A 20117-nucleotide genomic window follows, 5' to 3' on the forward strand; every position below is an offset into this window, starting at 1 on the left:
CCGCGGGGCGGGGTGGTAAATATACTATAAACCCTTTAAACAGGGCTTTCCGTTCATCAGGAAAAGCGGGGGGAATGATGATCTTGTGCCCGAAACGTCAGATCGCGCCGGTGGCGTTCGGGAACACAGTTTCCGCAATTTCGTTGGTGCATGTTGGTCCGCCGGCCAACTAAAAACGGCCCATGCCATATAGCATGAGCCGTCCGGAACTTTATTTGCAGCCTGCGCCACCATCGAGGCGCCGGCAGGGCCGCCAAATCAAAACTTCCCTTTCACCAGCGCCGCATTATACAACTGCTGGTGTACCTCGTAAAAAGATCTCACCGGGTTTTTGAACACCTTTCTGTCATACGTAATGAGGCCGTTGGTCTCAATTTCCACATCGGTGGTCTGCGTGTATACGGCCGCGGACAGCCCCATGGGGATAAGGTCTTTCAGCCTGCTCATGTATTCCGTGTAGCGTTTGAACAGTTCGTCTGCGGTTTTGAAGGTCTGGTACCCCCAATTGTCTTTCTGCTGCCATACGTGGCCGTTCACCGGCAGGCCCAGCCCGCCGAACTCGCCCAGTACAATGGCCTGTTTGCCGCCATAAAGGTCAGGCTGCGGCATGGCAGGTTCCGGGTAATTGTGCAGGTCTATGATGTGGCCGGTGGGGAAAAAGTTGCCGCCGCTGGCGCTGTTCACCAGGCGGGAAGGATCTTTTTGCATGGTCCACTCGGTAATTTCCTTTGTTTTGAACTGGCCCCAGGCCTCGTTGAAGGGTACCCATACTACAATGGAGGGGCTGTTGTGCAACGCTTCCATGATGGCGTTCCACTCTTCGCGGTAGGCCTTTTCAGAGGCGGGGCTGCGTTGCTGCTCCGTGCCCTTGCCTACAATACCGGGCCTCGGCTCCCAGCGGTTGCCGAGGTCTCCGCTGGGCATATCCTGCCAAACCAGCATGCCCAGGCGGTCGCAATGGTAATACCAGCGCGCGGGCTCTACCTTGATGTGTTTGCGGATCATGTTGAAGCCCATGGCTTTGGTCTGCTCCACGTCAAACAGCAGGGCCTCATCTGTGGGGGCGGTGTATAGCCCGTCAGGCCACCAGCCCTGGTCAAGCGGGCCGTACTGGAAGAGGAACTGGTTGTTGAGCAGCATGCGGTATACGCCGTTGGCGTCTTTGGCCATGGAAGACTTGCGCATGGCAAAGTAGCTCTGTACGGTATCTACCGCCTTGCCTTTGCGGGCAATTTCCAGGCGCAGGTCATACAGGAACGGGTTGGCGGGAGACCAGAGTTTGGGAGAAGCGATCTTCAGCACGGTGGTGCCGCCGGGTTCCATTTCGCCTTCGGCTACTTTAGCGTCACCGTCCCAGGCGCTGACCACCACTTTGTCTCCCGGCACGGGATTCACTACGGTGGTAGACACGGTGAGGGTTTGCTGGTCTATATCCGGCGTTTGTTTCATGGTGGCCAGGTAGGTTTCCGGCACTACTTCCAGCCAAACGGTTTGCCAGATGCCGGTTACGGGCGTGTACCAGATGCCGTGCGGCCTGCGTACCTGTTTGCCGCGGGGCTGGGGGCCTTCATCAGTGGGGTCCCACACTTTCACCACCAGGGTTTGCGGGCCTTTCTTTTTCAGGTGCTGGGTAATATCGAACGAGAAGGGGTCAAAGCCGCCTTTGTGGCTGCCCACCAGCATATCGTTCACATACACTTCCGCTTCCCAGTCTACCGCGCCGAAATGCAGCAGCACGCGTTTGCCTTTTGTGCCGGATGGCGGGGTAAAGGCGGTGCTGTACCAGAGTACGCTGTCTTTCCCTACCGTTCTGCCTACGCCCGAGAGCGCGGACTCTATGGCAAAGGGCACCAGTATCTTCCCGTCGTAAGCGTCTGCCTGGCCGCCGCTGCGGCGGGTTACAGCATAGTCCCACAAACCGTTCAGGTTCTTCCAGTTGCCGCGTACGAACTGCGGGCGCGGATATTCAGGCAATACGTTCTCCGGCGTTACCTTTTCTGCCCAGGGCGTGGTGATCTTTCCCGGTACTACCTGCCAGCTTTGCGCCTGCGCCATGTTGGCCACCAGTAGTAATAAAATGAGTTTCTTCATGAACCTGTGTTTTGTGCTTTTTTGTGCAAGGGTGTGGAAGCAGGTAAAATAGTGATTTTTTGAATATCTTGGAAGTATGAAAAAGTTACTCCTTGCTGCGGCGGTACTATGCAGCGCCACGTTATGCTCCGCGCAAACCCGCAGCCTGTTCAACGGGAAGGACTTTACGGGCTGGCATATAGACGTGCCGGACCTGGAAAAGGACAGCTCCACGCCCAACCCCTTCATTATCCGCAATGGCATGATGGTGAGCCTGGCCAAACCGCAGGGCCACATTATCACAGACGCGGTATATGAAAATTTCCGGCTGGATGTGGAGTACCGTTTCCCCGGCAAGCCCGGCAACTGCGGGGTGCTGGTATTTGCGTCCAAACCGCGGATGCTGTACGGCATGTTCCCCCAATCCATTGAAGTGCAGATGATGCATCAGAACGCGGGAGATTTCTGGTGCATCGGTGAAAACATCGAGGTGCCCGATATGGAGACCCGGCGCGGCCCGCGTGAAAAGTGGGGCACTACGGAGGGCAAGGAGCGCCGCATCAAGAACCTGACGGACAATTCAGAAAAACCGCTGGGAGAATGGAACCACATGCGCATTGAATGCCTGGGCAACACGGTGAAGGTATGGGTGAACGGGGACCTGGTGAACGAAGGCGCCAACGCCACTGCTTCCCGCGGCCAGATAGCGCTGCAGGCGGAAGGTTCCGAAGTGGAGTTCAGGAAGGTGGCCCTTACGCCGCTTAAAAAAGCCGGGAAACAATAATGCCCATGGATATGGGCACTAGCGGAAAACCAAAAACATAGGTATGTATGCACCGGGTTGAACCGGCGGTTACAATATGTATACTAATGTCAACCATGTATGCATCATTCGGAGGGATACAACGGAAAAACAAAAATGAATGCGGTAGTCCGAAGCTGCAGGAGAAGCAGTGGCCGTAATTTGTAAAATTATTGATTACGAACAGGTTAAATGTTTGTTAAGACGGTAACGGGCAACGTTATATGAAGAAAAGCCGGCCGGGAAGCGGGATACCCTGCTTCCGGCCGGCTTTTAAATATGGTAAACCGGGGAATTTATGCCACACTGATCTTGATCACCACCTTTTTGACGGGCTGCTGCACGCCGGCCGTGAGGTTGGGCATGTGCAGGTCTGACGGGAAGAATATGGCGAACTGGTGCTGCGCCAGCCGCGAAAAGAAGGCCGGCCGCTCTCCGAACAGCATGTAATCCGCGTCACCGTCATACGCCCTGGAGGGGGTTTGGCCGTTCAGGAAATCATGCCCTATCTGCTCTTCTCCTTTTGCCACATATTGTACGTCTATATATTTTTTGTGGGCCTCCATCTGCTCCCCTGCCGGATCTACCGTCTGGTACTCGTTCACGATGGCGAAGATGGTATTCCCTTCAATTTCGTATTTCCCTTTTTCAAGCGTGGAAAAATCTGTCTGCTGCAGGTACTCGAAAGCCTTCACGAACCTGGGGCCCAGGCCGTGGTAAAGATGCGCATTGTCTAAAGAATCGATGATCATGGCTATAAAAATTCGGCCGGTAAGATAGTCATTGTATGTTAAAACAACACCAATTTTGATAACGGTATGCCGTTTGCTTGAGGATTTGGCATGATATTATAACAATCAATCAGCCGAAATTGTAATAATTTTGACAAAATGCAGCAAATGGATCCTAACGAACAAACGGAGAAACCACTTATTTCCAAAGGGCTTGATGCTTTTTTCATTGGCGTGTACGATATTTTCCGGTTCATCAGCCGTTTTTTCAAGGAAGTGCTGCTCCCCCCTTTCGAGATCAGGGAACTGATACGGCAGTGTTTCCAGGTGGGGTATAAATCCCTGGCGCTGATCAGTCTCACGGGTTTCATTACCGGGCTGGTATTCACCAAACAAAGCCGGCCTTCGCTGGCGGAGTTCGGCGCTACCTCCTGGCTGCCTTCCCTCATTTCCATTGCGGTGATCAGGGCGCTGGCCCCCCTTGTAACGGCGCTCATCTGCGCGGGCAAGGTAGGTTCCAGCATCGGCGCCGAGCTGGCGTCCATGAAAGTAACCGAGCAGATAGACGCTATGGAAGTATCCGCCATCAACCCCTTCAAATACCTGGTGGTAACCCGCGTGCTGGCCTGCACCATCTGCCTGCCGCTGCTGATGTCTTACACGGCCGTAGTGGGGCTGATGGGCTCTTACCTGGACGTTCACCTGAACGAGCAGACCAGCATGGTGGCCTTTTTCCAGAAAGCCTTTGAAAGCATTTCGTTCCTTGACCTGGGCTCCTCTTTTGTGAAAGCCACGGTATTCGGTTTCACCATCGGCATTGTGAGCGCCTACCAGGGTTATAATGCCTCACAGGGCACGCAGGGCGTGGGCAAGGCGGCCAATATTTCCGTGGTGATCTCCATGTTCCTGATATTTATTGAAGAAATAGTTATTGTTCAGATAGTAAACTCGATACGCTAACGGTATGAAAACATTCACGCCTGAAATAGACTGGAACAACGTGGTCATCTCCATCAAAGACCTGTACAAGTCTTTCGGGAACAACCACGTGCTGCGCGGTGTGGACCTGGAGCTGCACAAGGGCGAGAACATTGTGGTGCTGGGCCGCTCCGGCACGGGCAAGTCGGTATTGATCAAGATCATTTCCGGCCTGCTGCGGCAGGATGAAGGTACCGTGAACGTGCTGGGGCAGGATGTGGCGGCGCTCAGCCCGCAAGACCTGCGCGCCCTGCGGCTGAAAGTTGGTTTCTGCTTCCAGCATGGCGCCCTGTATGACAGCATGACCGTGGGCCAGAACCTCGCCTTTCCCCTGCAGCGCAACGAGCCGGGCATGAGCGCGGAGCAGCGCAACAAACTGGTAGATATTGTGCTGGACGCCGTAGGCCTCTCCCATACCATAGACCAGATGCCGGCGGAACTGAGCGGCGGGCAGCGCAAACGTATAGGCATCGGCCGCACCCTCATCCTCCGGCCGGAGATCATGCTGTATGACGAGCCCACGGCCGGGCTGGACCCCATTACCTGTACTGAGATCAACAACCTTATTAATGAAGTGCAGCGCAGGTTCCATACCAGTTCCATCATCATCACCCATGACCTTACCTGCGCCAAGGTAACGGGAGATAATATAGCCGTGATGAAGGAAGGGAAATTTATCAGACAGGGAAAATTTGATGACGTATTTGCCGATAACGACGAATTGATCAAGGAATTTTACGATTACAATTTTATTCAGTAAACTATGAAAGATAAGAGTACCAAAAGGACCGTTATTGTGGGCATTTTCATTTTGCTGGGCCTGGTCATTTTCGCTACCGGCGTACTGCTGCTGGGCGGGCAGAAAAAAACCTTCATGCGGTCCGTCAGGGTGAGCGCCCTTTTTCACGACATCGGCGGCCTCTCCAAAGGAGATAACGTATGGTATTCAGGCGTGAAGGTGGGCACCATCAAAAGCATTTCCTTTCTGTCTCACGACCGTATTGAGGTGCAGATGGACATAGACAAGAACTCCCGCAATTTTATCCATAAAGATGTAAGGGCCAAGGTCAGCTCAGACGGGCTGGTGGGCAACAAGATCATTGCGCTGGCCGGCGGCACCCCCGCCACGCCGCCTATAGCGGACGGAGACACCATTGTTGTGGAAACCAGCATCAGTACGGACGAGATCATGAACACCCTGCAGGTGAACAATAAAAGCCTGGTGGAAATTACCGGCAACCTGAAAACCATCACCAAAAAGATGATGGATGGCGAAGGCACCGTAGGCAAGCTGCTGAACGATGAAGCGCTGTACCTCAACCTGGCCGGCACCCTGGCCACGCTGCGCAAAACGGCCGCCAACACGGAGCGCCTTACAGACGGCCTGGCCGGCTATGCGGCCCAGCTGAGAAAGGAAGGTTCGCTGGCCAATGACCTGGTAACGGACACGGTGGTGTTTGCCCATCTCCGCTCCACGGTTACGCAGCTTTCCGCCGTGGCCAGCCATGCGGACAGCGTGATGCAAAACCTGCAGGAAGCCGCGGCCGGCGTGCAGCAAAACCTGCGCAGCCCCTCCACGCCCGCCGGCGTGCTGCTCAACGATGAAAAAACGGCGGAAGCCCTGAAAGCCACCATCCGCAACCTGGAGACCAGTACGGAGAAGCTGGATGAGAACATGGAAGCGCTGCAGCACAACTTTTTGCTGCGCGGCTTTTTCCGGAAAAAAGCCAAACGAGAAAAGAAGGAAGCGGCGCAGCAACCACAGCAGCCCGCTCCGCAACCATAAACAGCAAGGCGCCTCACCGGGCGCCTTTTTTTATGCCGATACTGCAGCCGCAATGTTCTTCATCTGCCGGGTGTGGCGGATGGCATGCACAATGGCAAAGTTGATCAGCTCCAGCCGCGTCATGTGGCCTACTGTGGGGAACTTGAAGTCGGTAGCGGTTGCAGAAAGGTCCATGGTTTGAATGGCCTCCTCCAGCTTTTCACGGGAGCGGCGAAAAGCGGCTATCAGCGCCGGCTGCTCGTAACCGTCCGCGCGCGGAATGGTAAAGTCCGGCGCCTGCATCTTAATATCGAAGTTCAGAAAGGCTTCCCGAAGGCCGGCCACGTTCTTGTCTGGCGCCCGCTCCGTGGTAGGCCGGCTGTTGCCGAACAGGGTGCTCACTACGCCGGTTTCAGACATGGAAAGATGGGAGGCCACCTGCCCGGCCGTCCAGCTGCCGGCAAAAGGCACCTGGTTGAACTCTTCGGGCGTAAAGGATGGCAGCACGCGGAAAAGCTCTTCGCTGTTCTGCCGCAGCTCCGCCAGTAATTCATTTTTCATGCACAGTAGTTTTAACAGGTACTAAGGTAGCATGGAAAAATGCGCCTGTCAGCGGTGGAACGCGACAAAAAGAGGGGGAAATACGCAATGAGGGGAACCGGCCGGCTAAAGAACAGCTTCAGGCAGCAGTGCGGCCAGCTTCTTCAAGCCGCGCACGGCAGAAATGCCCCGAAAAGTACCTACCGGCCGAAGAGCAGCTTTAAATAAAATTGCGGCGTGTCCGTCCCTTCAAGCCGCGCACGGCAGAAATGCCCGGAAGGTACCTACCGCCCCAGCAGCAGCTTCAGGTAAAATTGCGGGGTGGCCAGCTTCTTCCGCAGGTCTACTTCATGGAACATGGCAGACATCAGCTCCTGCAGCTGCGTATTGCGGGCAGCCATGCGCATGAGCAGGTTAAAGAGCCAGGGGTACCGGATCAGCTTTTGCAGGCGGGTGCTCATTTGCAGCTCCGGGCCGAGCACGCGGTACACCTCCGCATCGTACGCCAGCAGGGTGGCGGCGCTATAGTCATCCGCCGCAATACAGGCGGCCGCCTGCTGCGCCGCCATGCGGGCGGCATACATGGCGTTGCCGATGCCTTCTCCTGTAAACGGGTCTATGAGAAAAGCCGCATCGCCCACCAACATGTACCTTTCACCGGAGAGGCGCCTTTTTTTGCTGCCCAGCGGCAGCCCGTAGCCATCTATATTACCATGGAGGGTGGCATGTTTGAACCGTTCTTTCATCACGGGGTCTTGCCGCAGCGTGTCCTGCAATAATTTTTTGAGGTTTACCTTTTTGCGGCGGGCCACTTTGCTCAGCATGCCGATGCCCACGTTGGCCTCACCGCCGGGCAAGGGGAATATCCAGAGGTAGCCGGGCAGCACGTTCTTGAGAAAATGCAGCTCAATGAGGTTGTCTGCATGCAGGCCGGCAATACCGCTGAAATAAGCCCTGATGCCGGCCACGTAATGCGCCGGTTCCATGTGAATGCCCGCCACCTCTTTGGTGAAACCGGAGTGCGCGCCGTTGGCGGCTATCACCAGTTGCGCCTTCACCTGTAGGGTACCGGCCTCATCAGACAGCAGGTACCCATCCTGCTCCAGCTGGTACCGGGTAATGGCCGTTCCTTCTATCAGCTGCACCTGCGGGCAGCGTTTCAGCTCTTCCACCAAAAAGTTATCAAAGTGCAGGCGCTTGCATACAAACCCTCTCGGCTCTCCGGGCAGCTTCTGGTAGCCGGGCTTGTAAGGAATGTTCATGCCCATGCGGTTGGCGGCCACAAAGGTAACGCCCCAGCTGTCTTCCTTGAATACGGCCGCCTGCAGCCGTTCTGCAATGCCTTTGTTTATGCGGGCCAGCAGGGTGAGCACCTTGCCGCTGAGGCCGTCTCCGCATACTTTGTCACGTGGGAAAACCGCTTTGTCCACCACCAGGCAGGGAATGCCCATGTAAGCCAGTTGGAGCGCCGTAGTAGCGCCGGCGGGGCCGGCGCCTATTATACATACCTTTGTTTCCAGCATCATTGTTCCGCAAGGTAGCTAAATATTTTTCATGCCGCCGTGTCCGGAAACGGACATCCGCCTCATCAAATCCGGACAACCCGCGTACAGACAGCCGTTTTAACCAAATGATTATCAATACCTTTATAAAAAGGCATTTTCTTTGAGCGCTTTCGGCATACTTTCAACCCTTTCTGTTATGCTCAAGAATTATTGCATCATAGCTTTCCGGAACATGCGCCGCAATGCGGGGTACGTATTGCTGAACGTGATGGGGCTTACGCTAAGCGTAGCCGCCTGCCTGGTTATTTTCCTGATTACGCGCAATGAGCTGAGCTATGACCGTTACCACAAAAAAGCAGACCGTATTTACCGCGTTACGCTCAACGCGCTGGACTTCAATTCCAGTGTATCCATGGCCGTTACCCCGGCATTGCGCAACAGCTTCCCGGAGCTGGAGCAGGTATCCCAGATATGGTGGCAGCGCGGCGGCATGGTACAGGCGGGAGAAGAAAGGTATAATGAAACTGATTACATGTTCGCAGACGGCTCCTTCCCGGCCATTTTTGACCTGGGCTGGGTAGCCGGCAACCCCGCCACGGCGCTGGCCGGGCCGGGCAGCGTTGTGCTCACGGAGTCTGCCGCCCGCAAGTTTTTCGGCCATCAATACGCTATGGGGCAAACGTTGCGGCTGAACAGTTCTTACAACCTGCAGGTAACCGGCATTGTAAAAGACCAGCCGGGCAACACGCACCTCCCCTTCCGCTTCCTGGTGTCATGGAAAACGGTAGAGCCGGAAATGAAAGTGAGCCTGGAAAATTTTTACGCCATTGCCGGCGGCAATACCTTCATACTGTTGCCGGAACATTATGATGTAAAAAAGCTGGCGGCCGCCATGCCTTCCTTTATTGAAAAGAACTGGGGGAAAGATATTGCGGAAGGCGCCAAGCTGCTGCTGCAGCCGCTGAAAGACATTCATTTTGACCAGCGCTATCTGACGGGCGGCGCCACTCCCACCACCTCCCGCACCACCTATTGGGCATTGGCCGTGGTGGCGCTTTTTATCATCATCACCGCCTGCATCAATTTCATCAACCTGGCCACCGCGCAGGCATTGAAACGCGCCCGTGAAGTAGGCGTGCGCAAGGCGCTAGGCGCCAACCGCCTGCAGCTGGTACGCCAGTTCCTGGGAGAAACGTCCATACTGGTAGTGCTGGCCATTGTACTGGGGCTGATACTGGCTTTGACGTTCTTGCCTCACACCGCCGCGGTGCTGGACGTGCAGGTGACCAACCAGCAATTACTGCAGCCGGCGGTATTGGGGCGGCTGGCCGCCCTGGCCGTGGTAGTGGTGCTCACCGCCGGGCTGTACCCGGCCTTTGTGCAGTCTTCGTTCAAACCGGTAGAGTCACTGAAAAGCAATACCACCATCCGTTTCAAAGGGCTGGGTTTGAGAAAGACACTCGTGTTCGTACAATTCGCCATTTCGCAGATACTCATCATTGGCACCCTGGTGGTGGCCAACCAGATGGACTTTTTCAAGAACCAGGAGCTGGGTTTCAGCAAGGAAGACATGGTCACTTTTCCCATACCTGACCGTACCAAAAAAGAAGTGCTGCTGCAGCAGTTGCAGGCCAACCCCGGTGTGGCAGACGTAAGCCTTTCTTCCGGCGCTCCTACCTACAACAACAATTTTGCGCCTTTCAGCGCACCGCACCTCGGCATAGAAAAAGATGACGTAACAGAGCTGAAGTTCGTAGACGACAAGTTCTTGTCCATGTTCAACATCAAACTGCTGGCCGGGCGGGCATTGATGAAAACCGCGCCCGGAGATACCCTGCGCAACGTGCTGGTGAACGAATCGCTCATAAAGAAACTGGGTTACCGCACGCCGGAAGAGGCCATCGGCACCACCTTTTATAGCAGCGGGCCGTCTATTATACAAGGTGTAGTGGCTGATTTCCAGAGTGAGTCCAAACACAAAAAAAGACGGCCCTGCATACTCATGTACCATGAAGACCGCTTTTTTACCGCCAGTGTAAAACTGCGCTCCGGCCACACGCACGCTACCCTGGCCCGCATAGAAAAAGACTGGTCTGCCCTGTTCCCCGCCTCTCTCTTCCATTACGAGTTCATTGACGATCATATTGCCGGCATGTACCGGCAGGAAGACAAGGTGTATGCCGCCTTCCGCCTGTTTTCCATACTGGCCATCGTAATAGGCTGCCTTGGCCTGTACGGCCTGGTGTCTTACGCCGCCATGCAGCGCACCAAAGAAGTGGGCATCCGCAAAGTATTGGGGGCGTCTCCCTTCCACATTCTCAGCCTGTTCGGCCGGGAATTTTTTGTGCTGATCGGGTTGGCCTTTTTAGTGGCCGCACCGCTGGCAGGGTTCATCATGCACCGCTGGCTGGACAACTTCGCTTACCAGGCCAGCATGGGCGCCGGCGTGTTCATGGCGGCCATTGGCGCCTCTGCCGGCATTGCCGCGCTGACCATGGCGTACCAGTCACTCAAAGCCGCGCTTTCTAACCCGCTGAAAAGCATCCGTACAGATTGAATACCGCACACCGTTCGTTCACCGGTGAACATATTTTCAGAAAAACAATACATAACGCATGAGCAAAACAGCGCATTGCAATATGGCAATCTTTCTTGTGGTAAGCCTTTGATGTACGTACAATATTTTATTTAATTCAACCGGTTTTTATGAGCCACATCGTCATTCCCATCCCTCCGCATTCCGGCAAGCAGGAAATTGAGATCGAGGTCACTATCAACAACCAGAAGCAGCAGCTGCACTACCGCGTGGAGCTGTTTTACTGGGAAGACTGCACCATTCCCACGGCGCACCGGGCAGACTGCATCAGCGAAATGCTGGCCCATCACGATCCTGAATGGACGGTGTATTACATCGGCACGCCAACGGACAAATTTGTGCCCATCACGTTCGTGAACAAGGAAAGCCGGAAGCTGCTGCAGCGGTTAAAAGACTAGCCGGTTTTTTTTTTGCGGGCTGCTGACATACCGTTGTCACAACCCCGTTTTTTCTTTGTGTTATAAATTGATATAACACATGGAAAACACCATTCTTACCTCTTCAGAATTATTGCAGCACTGGCAGGGCCACCGCGGGCTTACCCGCCGCGTTATAGACGCCTTCCCCGAAAAAGAGCTTTTTACTTACAGCATCGGCGGCATGCGCCCCTTTTCCGAAATGGCCATGGAACTGACCCGTATTGCCGAGTTCGGCATGTACCAGATGGCCACCGGCAGCCTGGACACCACGGGCCAGTTGCACACCGGCCCCAAACCCGCCACCAAAGCAGACCTGCTGGCCCTTTGGGACAAGGTTACCGAGGTAATAGACCGCCTCTGGGCGCAAATGCCGGACAGCCGTTTCCGTGAAATGGAAAAGGCCTTCGGGGAGTATGAAGGAACGGTGATCTCCCTCATGTTCTACTGGTTTGACAACGAGATACATCACCGCGGCCAGGGGTATGTATACCTCCGTTCATTGGGCATAGAACCGCCGCCTTTCTGGGACCGCTACTAGGCATGTGGATAAAAAAATAAACGCTCAGGGGTTGATTGCGACAACATGCGTATAATTTAACAAGGGAAACCGTTAGATTGCACGAAAATCTATCAACCATGAAAGTTCTGAAAAGGATCCTCCTCATCCTGGTGGTGCTGATAGCGCTGCTGGTGATCGTTTCTTTTTTCCTGCCTTCTTCCTACAGCATTACCCGTACCGCTGTTATGAAAGCCTCTCCCCAAGCGGTGTTTGACCAGTTCAACGACTTCAACAACTGGCGGCAGTGGAACACGTTTGATGACATGTACAAAGACATACAGTACACCACATCAGACCCGTCTTCCGGTGTGGGCGCCAAACAAAGCTGGGTGGCCAACAAAAATGAAAAAGGAGAAATGACCATTGTAAAAAGCGAACCGCCGAACACCATGGAATTTACCATTGCGTTTGAAGGCTTTGACGACCCGATGTACGGCTACGTGAACTTTGAAGCAGTGCCCGAAGGCACCAAAGTAACGTGGACGGACAAAGGCAACATGGGCAACAACCCGCTTTACAAGTACATGGGGCTGTTTATGGATGATATGATGGGCAGCAACATGGACAAGTCTTTTGAAAATATCCGCAAAGCGGTGGAAAAATAAGTACCCGTTATAACACGAAAAAAAACCTGCCGTTGCGCAGGTTTTTTTTGTCATAAAACACCCCGCACATTGTCTTAAGTGCCCACGGTCAGAACAGCGGAACAGTTGTAAGTTTGGGGTATATTATTCCACCCGTAAACGCAATAAAATATGGCAAACGTTAATCCTTATCTGACATTTGACGGCGCCTGCGAAGAAGTGTTCAACTTCTATAAGTCCGTTATAGGCGGTGAGTTCGCAATGGTGATGCGGTTCAAGGACATGCCCGGCCCTCACATGGAAGCCGGTGAGGACGGCAACCTCATCATGCACATGGCCTTGCCCATTGGCCAGCACACCATCCTGATGGGCAGTGACCGCCCGGCTTCTTTTGGCCGCGCCACCAAAGGAGACAATTTTTCACTCGCCATTGGCGCAGACAGCCGCGAGCATGCGGACAAACTGTACAAAGGGCTGGCCGAAGGCGGCAAAGCGGAAATGCCCATGGGAGACGCGCCCTGGGGAGATTATTTTGGTATGCTGACAGACCGTTACGGCATTCAGTGGATGATCTCCTACGGCCCCAGCAGCCCGCAGGCTTAACCGCTGCCGCAAAAAATATACAACCAGGCTGACCTTTTTTGGGGGTCAGCCTTTTCAATACCGGTACTATTTTACCTGTTTCCATTTTTGGCTCTCCTTCGCTTCTCGTTCGCTTCACGTTCGCTTGAGGTTCGCTTGAGCACTTTGTTAAAATAGTACCAGACATAACAAAGCCGGCAGGTAAAATTTACCCGCCGGCTTTTTGTTTCCAGTACGAATATAGGGATTTATTGCAGAACCGTACCGTCGTTAACAATATACACGCTGTTGAGGAAAATGGTGGTCACTTTCTCATTGTTATTGGCCTTGGCCGGGAAGGCCACCCTGAACTCCCGGGCCACGGGGTCTTCAAAGCCGGGGTAGGTAGCCTTGCAGTACGCCAGCCAGTCCTTGATGCCGTTGCTGGTGAACCACAGCACGCCGTCTATATAGGCATGGAACACGTGGCCCGCATCCACTGAAAAAGTGATCTTCTTCTCCACGCCGCTGGCTATTGACAAAGCCGGTACCTTGCCCTTTACGGGGTTGATGAGCGGCAGCGGCCTGGGCAGCGTGGCATTGGTATTGCCGTTGGCGCTGAACTGGTCCCCGGAGGTATTGGACGGTACGTTGGTGACCATTCTCAGCTGGTAGTTGTCTGTAGTGGCCGGGTTTACCGTGGGGAAAATTTCCCAGCGTATCTCCTTCAGGAACGGGTAGCCGGGGTTGGCCACCGGCTGAACAAAGTATATGGAGAAGGTGATGGCCTGGTTGGGCCTGAAATAGCTCTTCCAGCCAAACTGCGCGCTTACGGAAAAGGGTATTTTCAGTTCCGCCAGGTTCAGCGGGCGGCGCAGGTTGGGGCCGCTGGTGCTTTTGTTAGACACTTCTATCACAGATTGCTGCGGGTCTGTATTGGCCACCACTTTCCGGTCTGTATTGCTTTCCGCCCAACCGGAGCCGGCGGTGGTGAAATTGTCCTGGAACTCGTCAAAGAAATACCGGGTCACTTTCATGGTGGTAGAACGGGAAGAGGTGTTCTTCCCGTCTTTGGCCGTAGCCGTCACCGTGTACTCCCCGGGTACGGTAGGCGCTATCCAGAGGTTCTCGAACAGGTTCTGCGTTCTCCAGCCGTCAAAGGTACCGCCGGTGGCCGTCCAGGAGTAGGAAATATCTTTCCGCTCCCCGTTGGTGCCGGCCCATACGGGCACTTTCTCTCCAAAATAGAACTCCCTGCCTGCCTTGCTGAGGGTCACTATCTCCACCGGGGCGTCTTTTTTGCAGGCCGCCATGGATGCGCACATGGCCAGGAATAATACCGGGTTATATATCTTTTTCATCAGTTTCAATTATTTGTTGTTATCGAATTGCTCCTGCGTGGGCGGTACAAAGTACCGGTTCATGACGTGAATGGCCCCGTTGGTAGCCTGTATGCCGGGCGTACGCGGGCGTATTTCCTTATACGCGGTATTCGGGAACACCAGGTAGTTGTTGAAGAAAATATACCCTTCGCGCGTGGCCTGCATATAGATGTACACTTTGGCCAGCGGGTCGTTCTCGCCCGCCAGGTAAGAGTCTGCCCATACCGGTGTGGAGTTCAGGCTGGAATAGTCCCAGCGCCCTTTCAGGATGTGGTATTTCAGCAGGTCCGCCACCACCTTTTTATCGTACTGCGTCCAGCTGGTGCCTTTGGTGGGCGGCAGCGCGGGGTCAGGGTTGGGAAAGGTGTTCTTGGAATAAAAGCTGTTGGCATCCTCCAGGTTGCTGAGGGCGTTGTTGTGCAGCAGCAGGTACGTATAGCCGGTAGCGGAATACAGCGGCTTGATGTCTTTGTAAGCCGGGTCGGTGTCTACGTAATCAATAGCCTCCAGCATGCTGGAAAACAGGTCTGGCCGGGATTTCATGAACTCCATGGCCGTCATGTTCACCTTGTTGTCATAGTGGGAGCTGTTATAATCATACCCCGGCTGCAGGGGCAGTTTTTCGCAGGCAGACAACGCCATGCCGCACAACAGCACCGGTAAAATATATTGACGAATGTTTTTCATACACATTTCGGATTGACGTTAAAAGTTGTTATTCATCGTAAGGCGGGTTCTGGTCCCCTACCAGTTTGCGGTTGGCATTGAATGCGTCCGAATTGATGGGGTACAGTATCCTGCCCATGGCATTGGGCGTGGCGGCGTTGTTATCAAACTGCGTAGCGCCTTCCCGGGCGGCCAGGAGGGGGTTCATCATTTCGCGCAGGTAGGCGTAGCCGGTATTGGTAAAATCATACATTTTATCAATGCGGCAGAGGTCAAACCATCGCTTGCCTTCGCCAATCAATTCAAACTGCCTTTCTTTCAGGATGAGGCGTTCTATGTACTTCGTTTTGTCTTCACCGGGCGGCACGTCCGCTTCTTCCGCTTTGTCCATATACCCTACTCTTTCCCGCACCTTGTTCAGTATCTCCAGCGCCTCGGGGAAGCGGCCCTTGTGGGTGAGCGCTTCCGCGCGCAGCAGCATTACGTCCGCAAAACGGTAAATGGGAATTTTGGCGTTGCACTGGTTGTTGCCTTCAAAAATGAAGTCGCCGCCGGGCAATGCTTCCCATACCGCAAACTTGCCGAACTGCACCACGTTGGCGGCATATTCTGACTGCAGGTTGTAGGTAATGGTATCCCAGCAGAGGTAAAAACGGCCGTCTGTGGTCACGTTGTTCTCCGCGTGGTTTTTCAGCTCCTGCCACAGCTCGGGGCGCACCTTGTACTGGTGGGTGTTGGAGCCGGAGCCCAGCTTCTGGCATACGCCTACGCCGGTGTTGCCCCTTTCCACATCGTTCCAGTAGAGGTTGAAAATGGTCTCTGTGGAGGCTTCCGGGTTTACGAACATGTCTTTCCACTGCATGGGCGTGCTCACCCAGGTGCATTTGCTGGTGGTGATGCAGTGCTGGGAGGCTGCCAGCGCCTGGTCATACTCCTGGAACCACATGTGTACGTCTGTTTGCAGGGCGTATACCCCGGCTTTCTGGATGCGGTACTTGATGCCGCGGCTGGTAAGGTCGTTGCCAATGAGGCCGAGGGAAGCCTCAATATCGTCCTGTATCTGTTTTTTCACCACGGCAATGTCTGAGCGGGGATACTGTACCTCCTGGCTGAGGTCTTCTACCGGCTCCAGCAGCATCGGCATTTTTCCCCAAACGCGCAGGCCGTAGAAATACAGCAGCGCGCGCAGGGCGTAACACTGGCCCAGGTAATCCTTGTAGAGGGCCTGGCCCTGGTCACGGTTCTCCGTGATCATTTCCGGGAAATACCTGATGCCGAAGTTGCAGAGGGAAATACCGGTGTACAGGTCCGTCCACCGCGTAATACCGTTAATATCACTGTCATTGGCCGTGAGCGCGTTGTTCAACAGCTTCGTTTGGGCGTTGCCGGTACCGGCCACGGTCATGTTATCTGACCGCACTTCGCCCCAGTCAAACCAATTGGTACGCAGCACGTTCTGCAGCTGATTGTAAATGCCCGCCATCCAGGATTTGGCGTCGTTCTGGTCTTTCCAGAAGGTTTTCGGGTCTGCGGTAGACACCGGGCTTTCATCCAGCATCTTGTTGCACTGCAGGCTGGATACCAGCAGCAGGCCCGTAAATATTATTGTTAAAATGTTGAATCTTTTCATACACTGTTCAGATTAAAATGAAACATTTACACCCATCCCTATTTCACGCCTGCGCGGGTATTTGCCCGGGTCGTCTCCCGGCTTGAGCACGCTGCGCTGGCTTACTTCCGGATCAAAGCCGGTGTATTTGGTCCACGTTAAAAGGTTGTTGCCATATACGTACACGTTCAGCATCTGCATGTGCAGCCTTCTTGAAATGTCTGCCGGCAGGGAATAGCCCAGCCTGGCGGTTTGCAGCCTGATAAAGGAACCGTCTTCCAGGAAGTAGCTGCCGCCCCTGCGGGAGTTGTCTGCCAGCTTGTCCCCGCCCTGGTAAGAATCTGTGATCTGGCCGGGGTACTTCCACATGTTGTAGATGAAATACGGTTCCGGCGTGGTGTTGCTGTTGGAGAAAGAAGCGGTGTTGCGCCTGTTCTCGTTATAGATGCTGTTGCCGAAGTTGCCGTAGAAGGAGAAAGACAGCGTGAAGGTCTTGTACGAAAAGGTGTTGGCCCAGCCCAGGCTCCAGCGCGGCTGGCCGTACCCGATGATCTTCCGGTCTTCGTTGCCGATGCTGCCGTTGAGGTTGCCGTCCGCGTCCGGCAGGTTGCGCCAGATCACGTCACCGCCTTTGGACACGTTGCCGCCGGTGGTCATGCGTTTCACTTCGCCGGTGTACTTCTGGCCGTCTGGCGTATTGTAGCCTACCAGCACGGGCTGCATGTTTTTCTCAACGATCACGTTGCCCTGCGCATCCTTTTCAAATTCGGGAATGAGGCGGGTTTTGTAGTCCGGCGTCCACGCGTTGCTCTGGTCATACTCATAGATGCCCAGGTACTCATAGCCGTAGAAGTTGCCGGCTTCCATGCCCTGGCCTACGTACCAGATACCGTCTACATAATCCCCGCCGGGCAGTTCGGTGATCTTGTTGCGGATGCGGGTCCAGTTCACGGAGGTCATCCACTGAAAGTTCTTGGTATGCAGCGGGTAGGCGGTGATGCCCAGCTCAATGCCGCTGTTCTTGATGCTGCCGGCGTTGGTACGCACCTTGCCGGGGTAACCGGCTTCCAGGGGAAGCGGCGCATCGTACAGCAGGTCCGAGGTATGCTTTTCATAATAATCCGCCACAAAGGCAATGCGGCCATTGAGGAAGGTGAGGTCCAGCCCGATGTCTGACTGCACGGTTTCTTCCCATTTCAGGTCCGGGTTGCCGAGGCGGCTGTTGGTCCTGATGCCGCTCACGCCATCGTACCGGTACTCACCGAACACGAACTGCGTTTGCGCATCGTACTCGCCAATGGCCTGGTTGCCCGTAACGCCCCAACTGGCGCGCAGCTTGCCGTCTGTCAGTATTTTGGACAGGCCGCGCATAAAAGGCTCGTCGCTAAAGCGCCAGCCTGCGGATACGGAGGGGAAATTGCCCCAGCGCATATCCCGGCCAAAGCGCGAAGACCCGTCCCGGCGCAGTACGCCGTTGATCAGGTAACGGCCTTTATAGTCATACCCTACCCTGCCAAAAAAGCCGAGCAGGGAAGAGTTGGCCCCTCCGGTATACAGGTCTGCCGGAGAAAAGTCCGTAGCCGCGTTCAGCGACTCCACAGATTCCGTTACAAACCTGCGGCCGCCGATGTTGGTCTCTTCTTCCGTGTTCCTTTCATAGTTCAGGCCCGCGGTGGCGTATACGTTATGCGCCTTGTTAAAGCTCTGCTTGTAGCTGAGGTAGGCGTTAGACTGTGTTCTGATGGGCAGCGAAGTGTTTTCGCTGGAGGTGGCCACCGGGTCTCCGCTGAAGTCTACCAGCTTGGAGTTGAACCTTTTGTTCTTGTTCAGCGCCAGGTCCGCGGAGCCGTCTACATGCAGGCTCAGGGAGGGCATGAAGGCGTAGTCGAAAGACTGGTATACGGTGGAGCGGTAGATGTGTGAATTGTTTTTGCGGAGAAAAGATTCCGCAATGGGGTTCCGGCGCCCGCCGTTGTTGAGGATGTAATCCCCGCTGGGCAGGTACAGCGCCATGCCGGCCGGGCGTTGCAGCGCCTGGCGGATCACGTTGCCCTCATCCACGTTGTTCCTGTCCTGGTACCCTGCAAAAAAGCGGGTGGCCATAGACAGTTTTTTGGAAGGCCGGTATTCTATGTTGGTGCGGAAAGAGAACCGCTTGTTCATGGTGTTCAGCACAATGCCCTGTTCATTGAGGTATTGCATGCCGGTGTAATAGCTCAATTGTTTGGTGCCGCCTTTCACGCCAATGTCAAACTGGTTCCTGATAGCCGTTTGCGTAATGAGGGCCTGGTAATCGTTATCCGCGTTGCGGGCAAAGGAGGTGGAATCGTCCGGCTTGGGATCGAGGCCGATGTTGGAGCGGCGTTCGTATATCTGCCTTTCCAGGCGGTTGGATTGCGGCACGCGGTTGGCCAGTTTGCCCCAGCTGCGGAAATAATCCAGCGTTACCTGCGGCTTGCCTTCTTCCCCGCGCTTGGTGGTGATGAGGATCACGCCGTTGGCGGAGCGGGAGCCGTAAATGGCCGCGGAAGCGGCGTCTTTGAGTATTTCGATTGACTGGATGTCTTTGGGATTGATGCTGTTGATGTTGTTCATCGTTACCCCGTCTACGATATACAAGGGTTTTACGCCCGCATCGGAGAGCGTGGAGAGACCGCGGATGGTGATGTCCTGCTCGTCTCCCGGCGCGCCGGAGTTGCTCATCACCCTTACGCCGGGGGCCGCGCCCTGGATGGCGTCAAAGATGCTGACCGGCTGCTTTTCTTCAATGGCTTTGGCACTGATGGAGCTGATAGCCGCCGTTACATCCCTTTTTTTCTGGGTGCCATAGCCTACTACCACCACATCATTGAGAGTGGAAATGTTGTCCAGCAGGGTAACGTTGATGGTAGTACGGTCTCCCACCACTTCTTCCCTGCTCATAAACCCGGTCATGGAAAACACCAGGGTGGCGCCCGGGGCCACGGTAATCATGTACTGGCCTTCCATATTGGCGGCCACACCCTGTTTGGTGCCTTTCACAATTACGTTTACGCCCGGCAGGGCATTGCCTTTTTCATCCTTTACGGCACCCTGCACTTTTACAGACTGTGCAAAAGCTGCGGTGGCCCAGGCCTGCAGCAGCAGCAGGAAGGTAAAAGGCAAAAGCCACTTCCTGGCGTAAAAGATGCAGGTGTTTGCGCTCATACGTTTTCTCATAAGGGAATTGCTTTAAAATTTTTGAAATAGATACAGAAGCTGTTGAACTAGCATTGGTCGTATGGTCTCATGAAGGAACTAGCGATCAGGGCCGGGCGCAAAGCCCGGGCAGGAAGCAAAAATTACCAGTCATAACGTGTTACTCTTTTTTT

17 protein-coding genes are annotated in these 20117 nt (G+C 54.6%); 9 read left to right on the plus strand and 8 right to left on the minus strand.

The window, feature by feature from the left end; translation table 11 throughout:
- Nucleotides 1–258 precede the first annotated feature (258 nt).
- Nucleotides 259–2091: a glycoside hydrolase family 2 protein gene (locus tag D3A97_RS21410; protein ID WP_119080583.1), complete on the minus strand. Its 1833-nt coding sequence runs from the start codon at nt 2089–2091 to the stop codon at nt 259–261.
- Between the two features lie 76 nt (nt 2092–2167).
- Here D3A97_RS21410 and D3A97_RS21415 point away from each other — a divergent pair, with 76 nt between their 5' ends.
- Entirely contained in the window at nt 2168–2854 is a 687-nt protein-coding gene (locus D3A97_RS21415; protein WP_119080584.1) for a 3-keto-disaccharide hydrolase, read from the plus strand.
- 314 nt (nt 2855–3168) lie between these two features.
- Here D3A97_RS21415 and D3A97_RS21420 read toward each other — a convergent pair whose 3' ends face one another.
- Nucleotides 3169–3624 carry a NanQ anomerase/TabA/YiaL family protein gene (locus tag D3A97_RS21420; protein WP_119080585.1) on the minus strand — a complete coding sequence of 152 codons (456 nt, stop codon included), beginning with the start codon at nt 3622–3624 and terminating at the stop codon, nt 3169–3171.
- A 147-nt stretch (nt 3625–3771) separates the two neighbouring features.
- Between D3A97_RS21420 and D3A97_RS21425 the strand changes: the two genes are divergently transcribed.
- From D3A97_RS21425 to D3A97_RS21435, 3 genes are read left to right on the plus strand one after another with little or no spacing between them, the layout of a single operon-like run.
- On the plus strand, nt 3772–4563 hold the full coding sequence (locus tag D3A97_RS21425) for an MlaE family ABC transporter permease (protein WP_119080721.1): 792 nt from the start codon (nt 3772–3774) through the stop codon (nt 4561–4563).
- 4 nt (nt 4564–4567) lie between these two features.
- Complete coding sequence (locus D3A97_RS21430) at nt 4568–5341, plus strand: ABC transporter ATP-binding protein (protein WP_119080586.1); 774 nt, start codon at nt 4568–4570, stop codon at nt 5339–5341.
- A 3-nt stretch (nt 5342–5344) separates the two neighbouring features.
- Nucleotides 5345–6367 (plus strand): MlaD family protein, encoded by a 1023-nt coding sequence (locus tag D3A97_RS21435; protein ID WP_119080587.1) that lies wholly within the window; start codon nt 5345–5347, stop codon nt 6365–6367.
- A 30-nt stretch (nt 6368–6397) separates the two neighbouring features.
- Here D3A97_RS21435 and D3A97_RS21440 read toward each other — a convergent pair whose 3' ends face one another.
- Together D3A97_RS21440 and D3A97_RS21445 are read right to left on the minus strand one after the other, a co-directional pair.
- Nucleotides 6398–6907, minus strand: a complete 510-nt coding sequence (locus tag D3A97_RS21440; RefSeq protein WP_119080588.1) for a DinB family protein — start codon at nt 6905–6907, stop codon at nt 6398–6400.
- A 263-nt stretch (nt 6908–7170) separates the two neighbouring features.
- The gene (locus D3A97_RS21445; protein ID WP_232826040.1) at nt 7171–8412 is read right to left on the minus strand and encodes an NAD(P)/FAD-dependent oxidoreductase; all 1242 of its coding nucleotides are present in this window, start codon (nt 8410–8412) and stop codon (nt 7171–7173) included.
- Nucleotides 8413–8587: 175 nt separating this feature from the next.
- On the opposite strand from D3A97_RS21445, the gene D3A97_RS21450 reads away from it, so the two are divergent.
- The 5 genes from D3A97_RS21450 (at nt 8588) to D3A97_RS21470 (ending at nt 13152) form a co-directional block, all read left to right on the plus strand.
- On the plus strand, nt 8588–10948 hold the full coding sequence (locus tag D3A97_RS21450; protein WP_119080589.1) for an ABC transporter permease: 2361 nt from the start codon (nt 8588–8590) through the stop codon (nt 10946–10948).
- Nucleotides 10949–11097: 149 nt separating this feature from the next.
- Nucleotides 11098–11385, plus strand: a complete 288-nt coding sequence (locus D3A97_RS21455) for a hypothetical protein (protein WP_119080590.1) — start codon at nt 11098–11100, stop codon at nt 11383–11385.
- 79 nt (nt 11386–11464) lie between these two features.
- Nucleotides 11465–11944, plus strand: a complete 480-nt coding sequence (locus tag D3A97_RS21460) for a DinB family protein (protein ID WP_119080591.1) — start codon at nt 11465–11467, stop codon at nt 11942–11944.
- Between the two features lie 98 nt (nt 11945–12042).
- Nucleotides 12043–12570 (plus strand): SRPBCC family protein, encoded by a 528-nt coding sequence (locus D3A97_RS21465; RefSeq protein ID WP_119080592.1) that lies wholly within the window; start codon nt 12043–12045, stop codon nt 12568–12570.
- A gap of 150 nt (nt 12571–12720) precedes the next feature.
- Nucleotides 12721–13152 carry a VOC family protein gene (locus D3A97_RS21470; RefSeq protein WP_119080593.1) on the plus strand — a complete coding sequence of 144 codons (432 nt, stop codon included), beginning with the start codon at nt 12721–12723 and terminating at the stop codon, nt 13150–13152.
- Nucleotides 13153–13379: 227 nt separating this feature from the next.
- Here the strand turns inward: D3A97_RS21470 and D3A97_RS21475 are convergent, their stop codons facing one another.
- The 4 genes from D3A97_RS21475 to D3A97_RS21490 are packed head-to-tail and all read right to left on the minus strand — an operon-like array spanning nt 13380 to nt 19965.
- Nucleotides 13380–14471, minus strand: coding sequence for a hypothetical protein (locus tag D3A97_RS21475; protein WP_157986676.1), 1092 nt, complete (start codon nt 14469–14471; stop codon nt 13380–13382).
- A gap of 9 nt (nt 14472–14480) precedes the next feature.
- Complete coding sequence (locus tag D3A97_RS21480) at nt 14481–15179, minus strand: fasciclin domain-containing protein (RefSeq protein WP_157986677.1); 699 nt, start codon at nt 15177–15179, stop codon at nt 14481–14483.
- A gap of 28 nt (nt 15180–15207) precedes the next feature.
- The gene (locus tag D3A97_RS21485; RefSeq protein WP_119080596.1) at nt 15208–16788 is read right to left on the minus strand and encodes a RagB/SusD family nutrient uptake outer membrane protein; all 1581 of its coding nucleotides are present in this window, start codon (nt 16786–16788) and stop codon (nt 15208–15210) included.
- A gap of 12 nt (nt 16789–16800) precedes the next feature.
- Nucleotides 16801–19965: a SusC/RagA family TonB-linked outer membrane protein gene (locus tag D3A97_RS21490; RefSeq protein ID WP_198674113.1), complete on the minus strand. Its 3165-nt coding sequence runs from the start codon at nt 19963–19965 to the stop codon at nt 16801–16803.
- Nucleotides 19966–20117: the final 152 nt, after the last annotated feature.

Origin of the sequence: Chitinophaga alhagiae (assembly GCF_003568665.1) — a bacterium.
Classification (GTDB): Bacteria; Bacteroidota; Bacteroidia; order Chitinophagales; family Chitinophagaceae; genus Chitinophaga; species Chitinophaga alhagiae.

Excerpts from the sequence above, each read along its gene's own strand:
- D3A97_RS21450 (WP_119080589.1), top strand. The coding sequence starts at position 8,588 with ATGCTCAAGAATTATTGCATCATAGCTTTCCGGAACATGCGCCGCAAT.
- D3A97_RS21485 (WP_119080596.1), bottom strand. The coding sequence starts at position 16,788 with ATGAAAAGATTCAACATTTTAACAATAATATTTACGGGCCTGCTGCTG.
- D3A97_RS21490 (WP_198674113.1), bottom strand. The coding sequence starts at position 19,965 with ATGAGAAAACGTATGAGCGCAAACACCTGCATCTTTTACGCCAGGAAG.
- D3A97_RS21410 (WP_119080583.1), bottom strand. The coding sequence starts at position 2,091 with ATGAAGAAACTCATTTTATTACTACTGGTGGCCAACATGGCGCAGGCG.
- D3A97_RS21430 (WP_119080586.1), top strand. The coding sequence starts at position 4,568 with ATGAAAACATTCACGCCTGAAATAGACTGGAACAACGTGGTCATCTCC.
- D3A97_RS21425 (WP_119080721.1), top strand. The coding sequence starts at position 3,772 with ATGGATCCTAACGAACAAACGGAGAAACCACTTATTTCCAAAGGGCTT.
- D3A97_RS21455 (WP_119080590.1), top strand. The coding sequence starts at position 11,098 with ATGAGCCACATCGTCATTCCCATCCCTCCGCATTCCGGCAAGCAGGAA.
- D3A97_RS21420 (WP_119080585.1), bottom strand. The coding sequence starts at position 3,624 with ATGATCATCGATTCTTTAGACAATGCGCATCTTTACCACGGCCTGGGC.
- D3A97_RS21415 (WP_119080584.1), top strand. The coding sequence starts at position 2,168 with ATGAAAAAGTTACTCCTTGCTGCGGCGGTACTATGCAGCGCCACGTTA.
- D3A97_RS21470 (WP_119080593.1), top strand. The coding sequence starts at position 12,721 with ATGGCAAACGTTAATCCTTATCTGACATTTGACGGCGCCTGCGAAGAA.
- D3A97_RS21440 (WP_119080588.1), bottom strand. The coding sequence starts at position 6,907 with ATGAAAAATGAATTACTGGCGGAGCTGCGGCAGAACAGCGAAGAGCTT.
- D3A97_RS21465 (WP_119080592.1), top strand. The coding sequence starts at position 12,043 with ATGAAAGTTCTGAAAAGGATCCTCCTCATCCTGGTGGTGCTGATAGCG.
- D3A97_RS21460 (WP_119080591.1), top strand. The coding sequence starts at position 11,465 with ATGGAAAACACCATTCTTACCTCTTCAGAATTATTGCAGCACTGGCAG.
- D3A97_RS21480 (WP_157986677.1), bottom strand. The coding sequence starts at position 15,179 with ATGAAAAACATTCGTCAATATATTTTACCGGTGCTGTTGTGCGGCATG.
- D3A97_RS21445 (WP_232826040.1), bottom strand. The coding sequence starts at position 8,412 with ATGATGCTGGAAACAAAGGTATGTATAATAGGCGCCGGCCCCGCCGGC.
- D3A97_RS21435 (WP_119080587.1), top strand. The coding sequence starts at position 5,345 with ATGAAAGATAAGAGTACCAAAAGGACCGTTATTGTGGGCATTTTCATT.
- D3A97_RS21475 (WP_157986676.1), bottom strand. The coding sequence starts at position 14,471 with ATGAAAAAGATATATAACCCGGTATTATTCCTGGCCATGTGCGCATCC.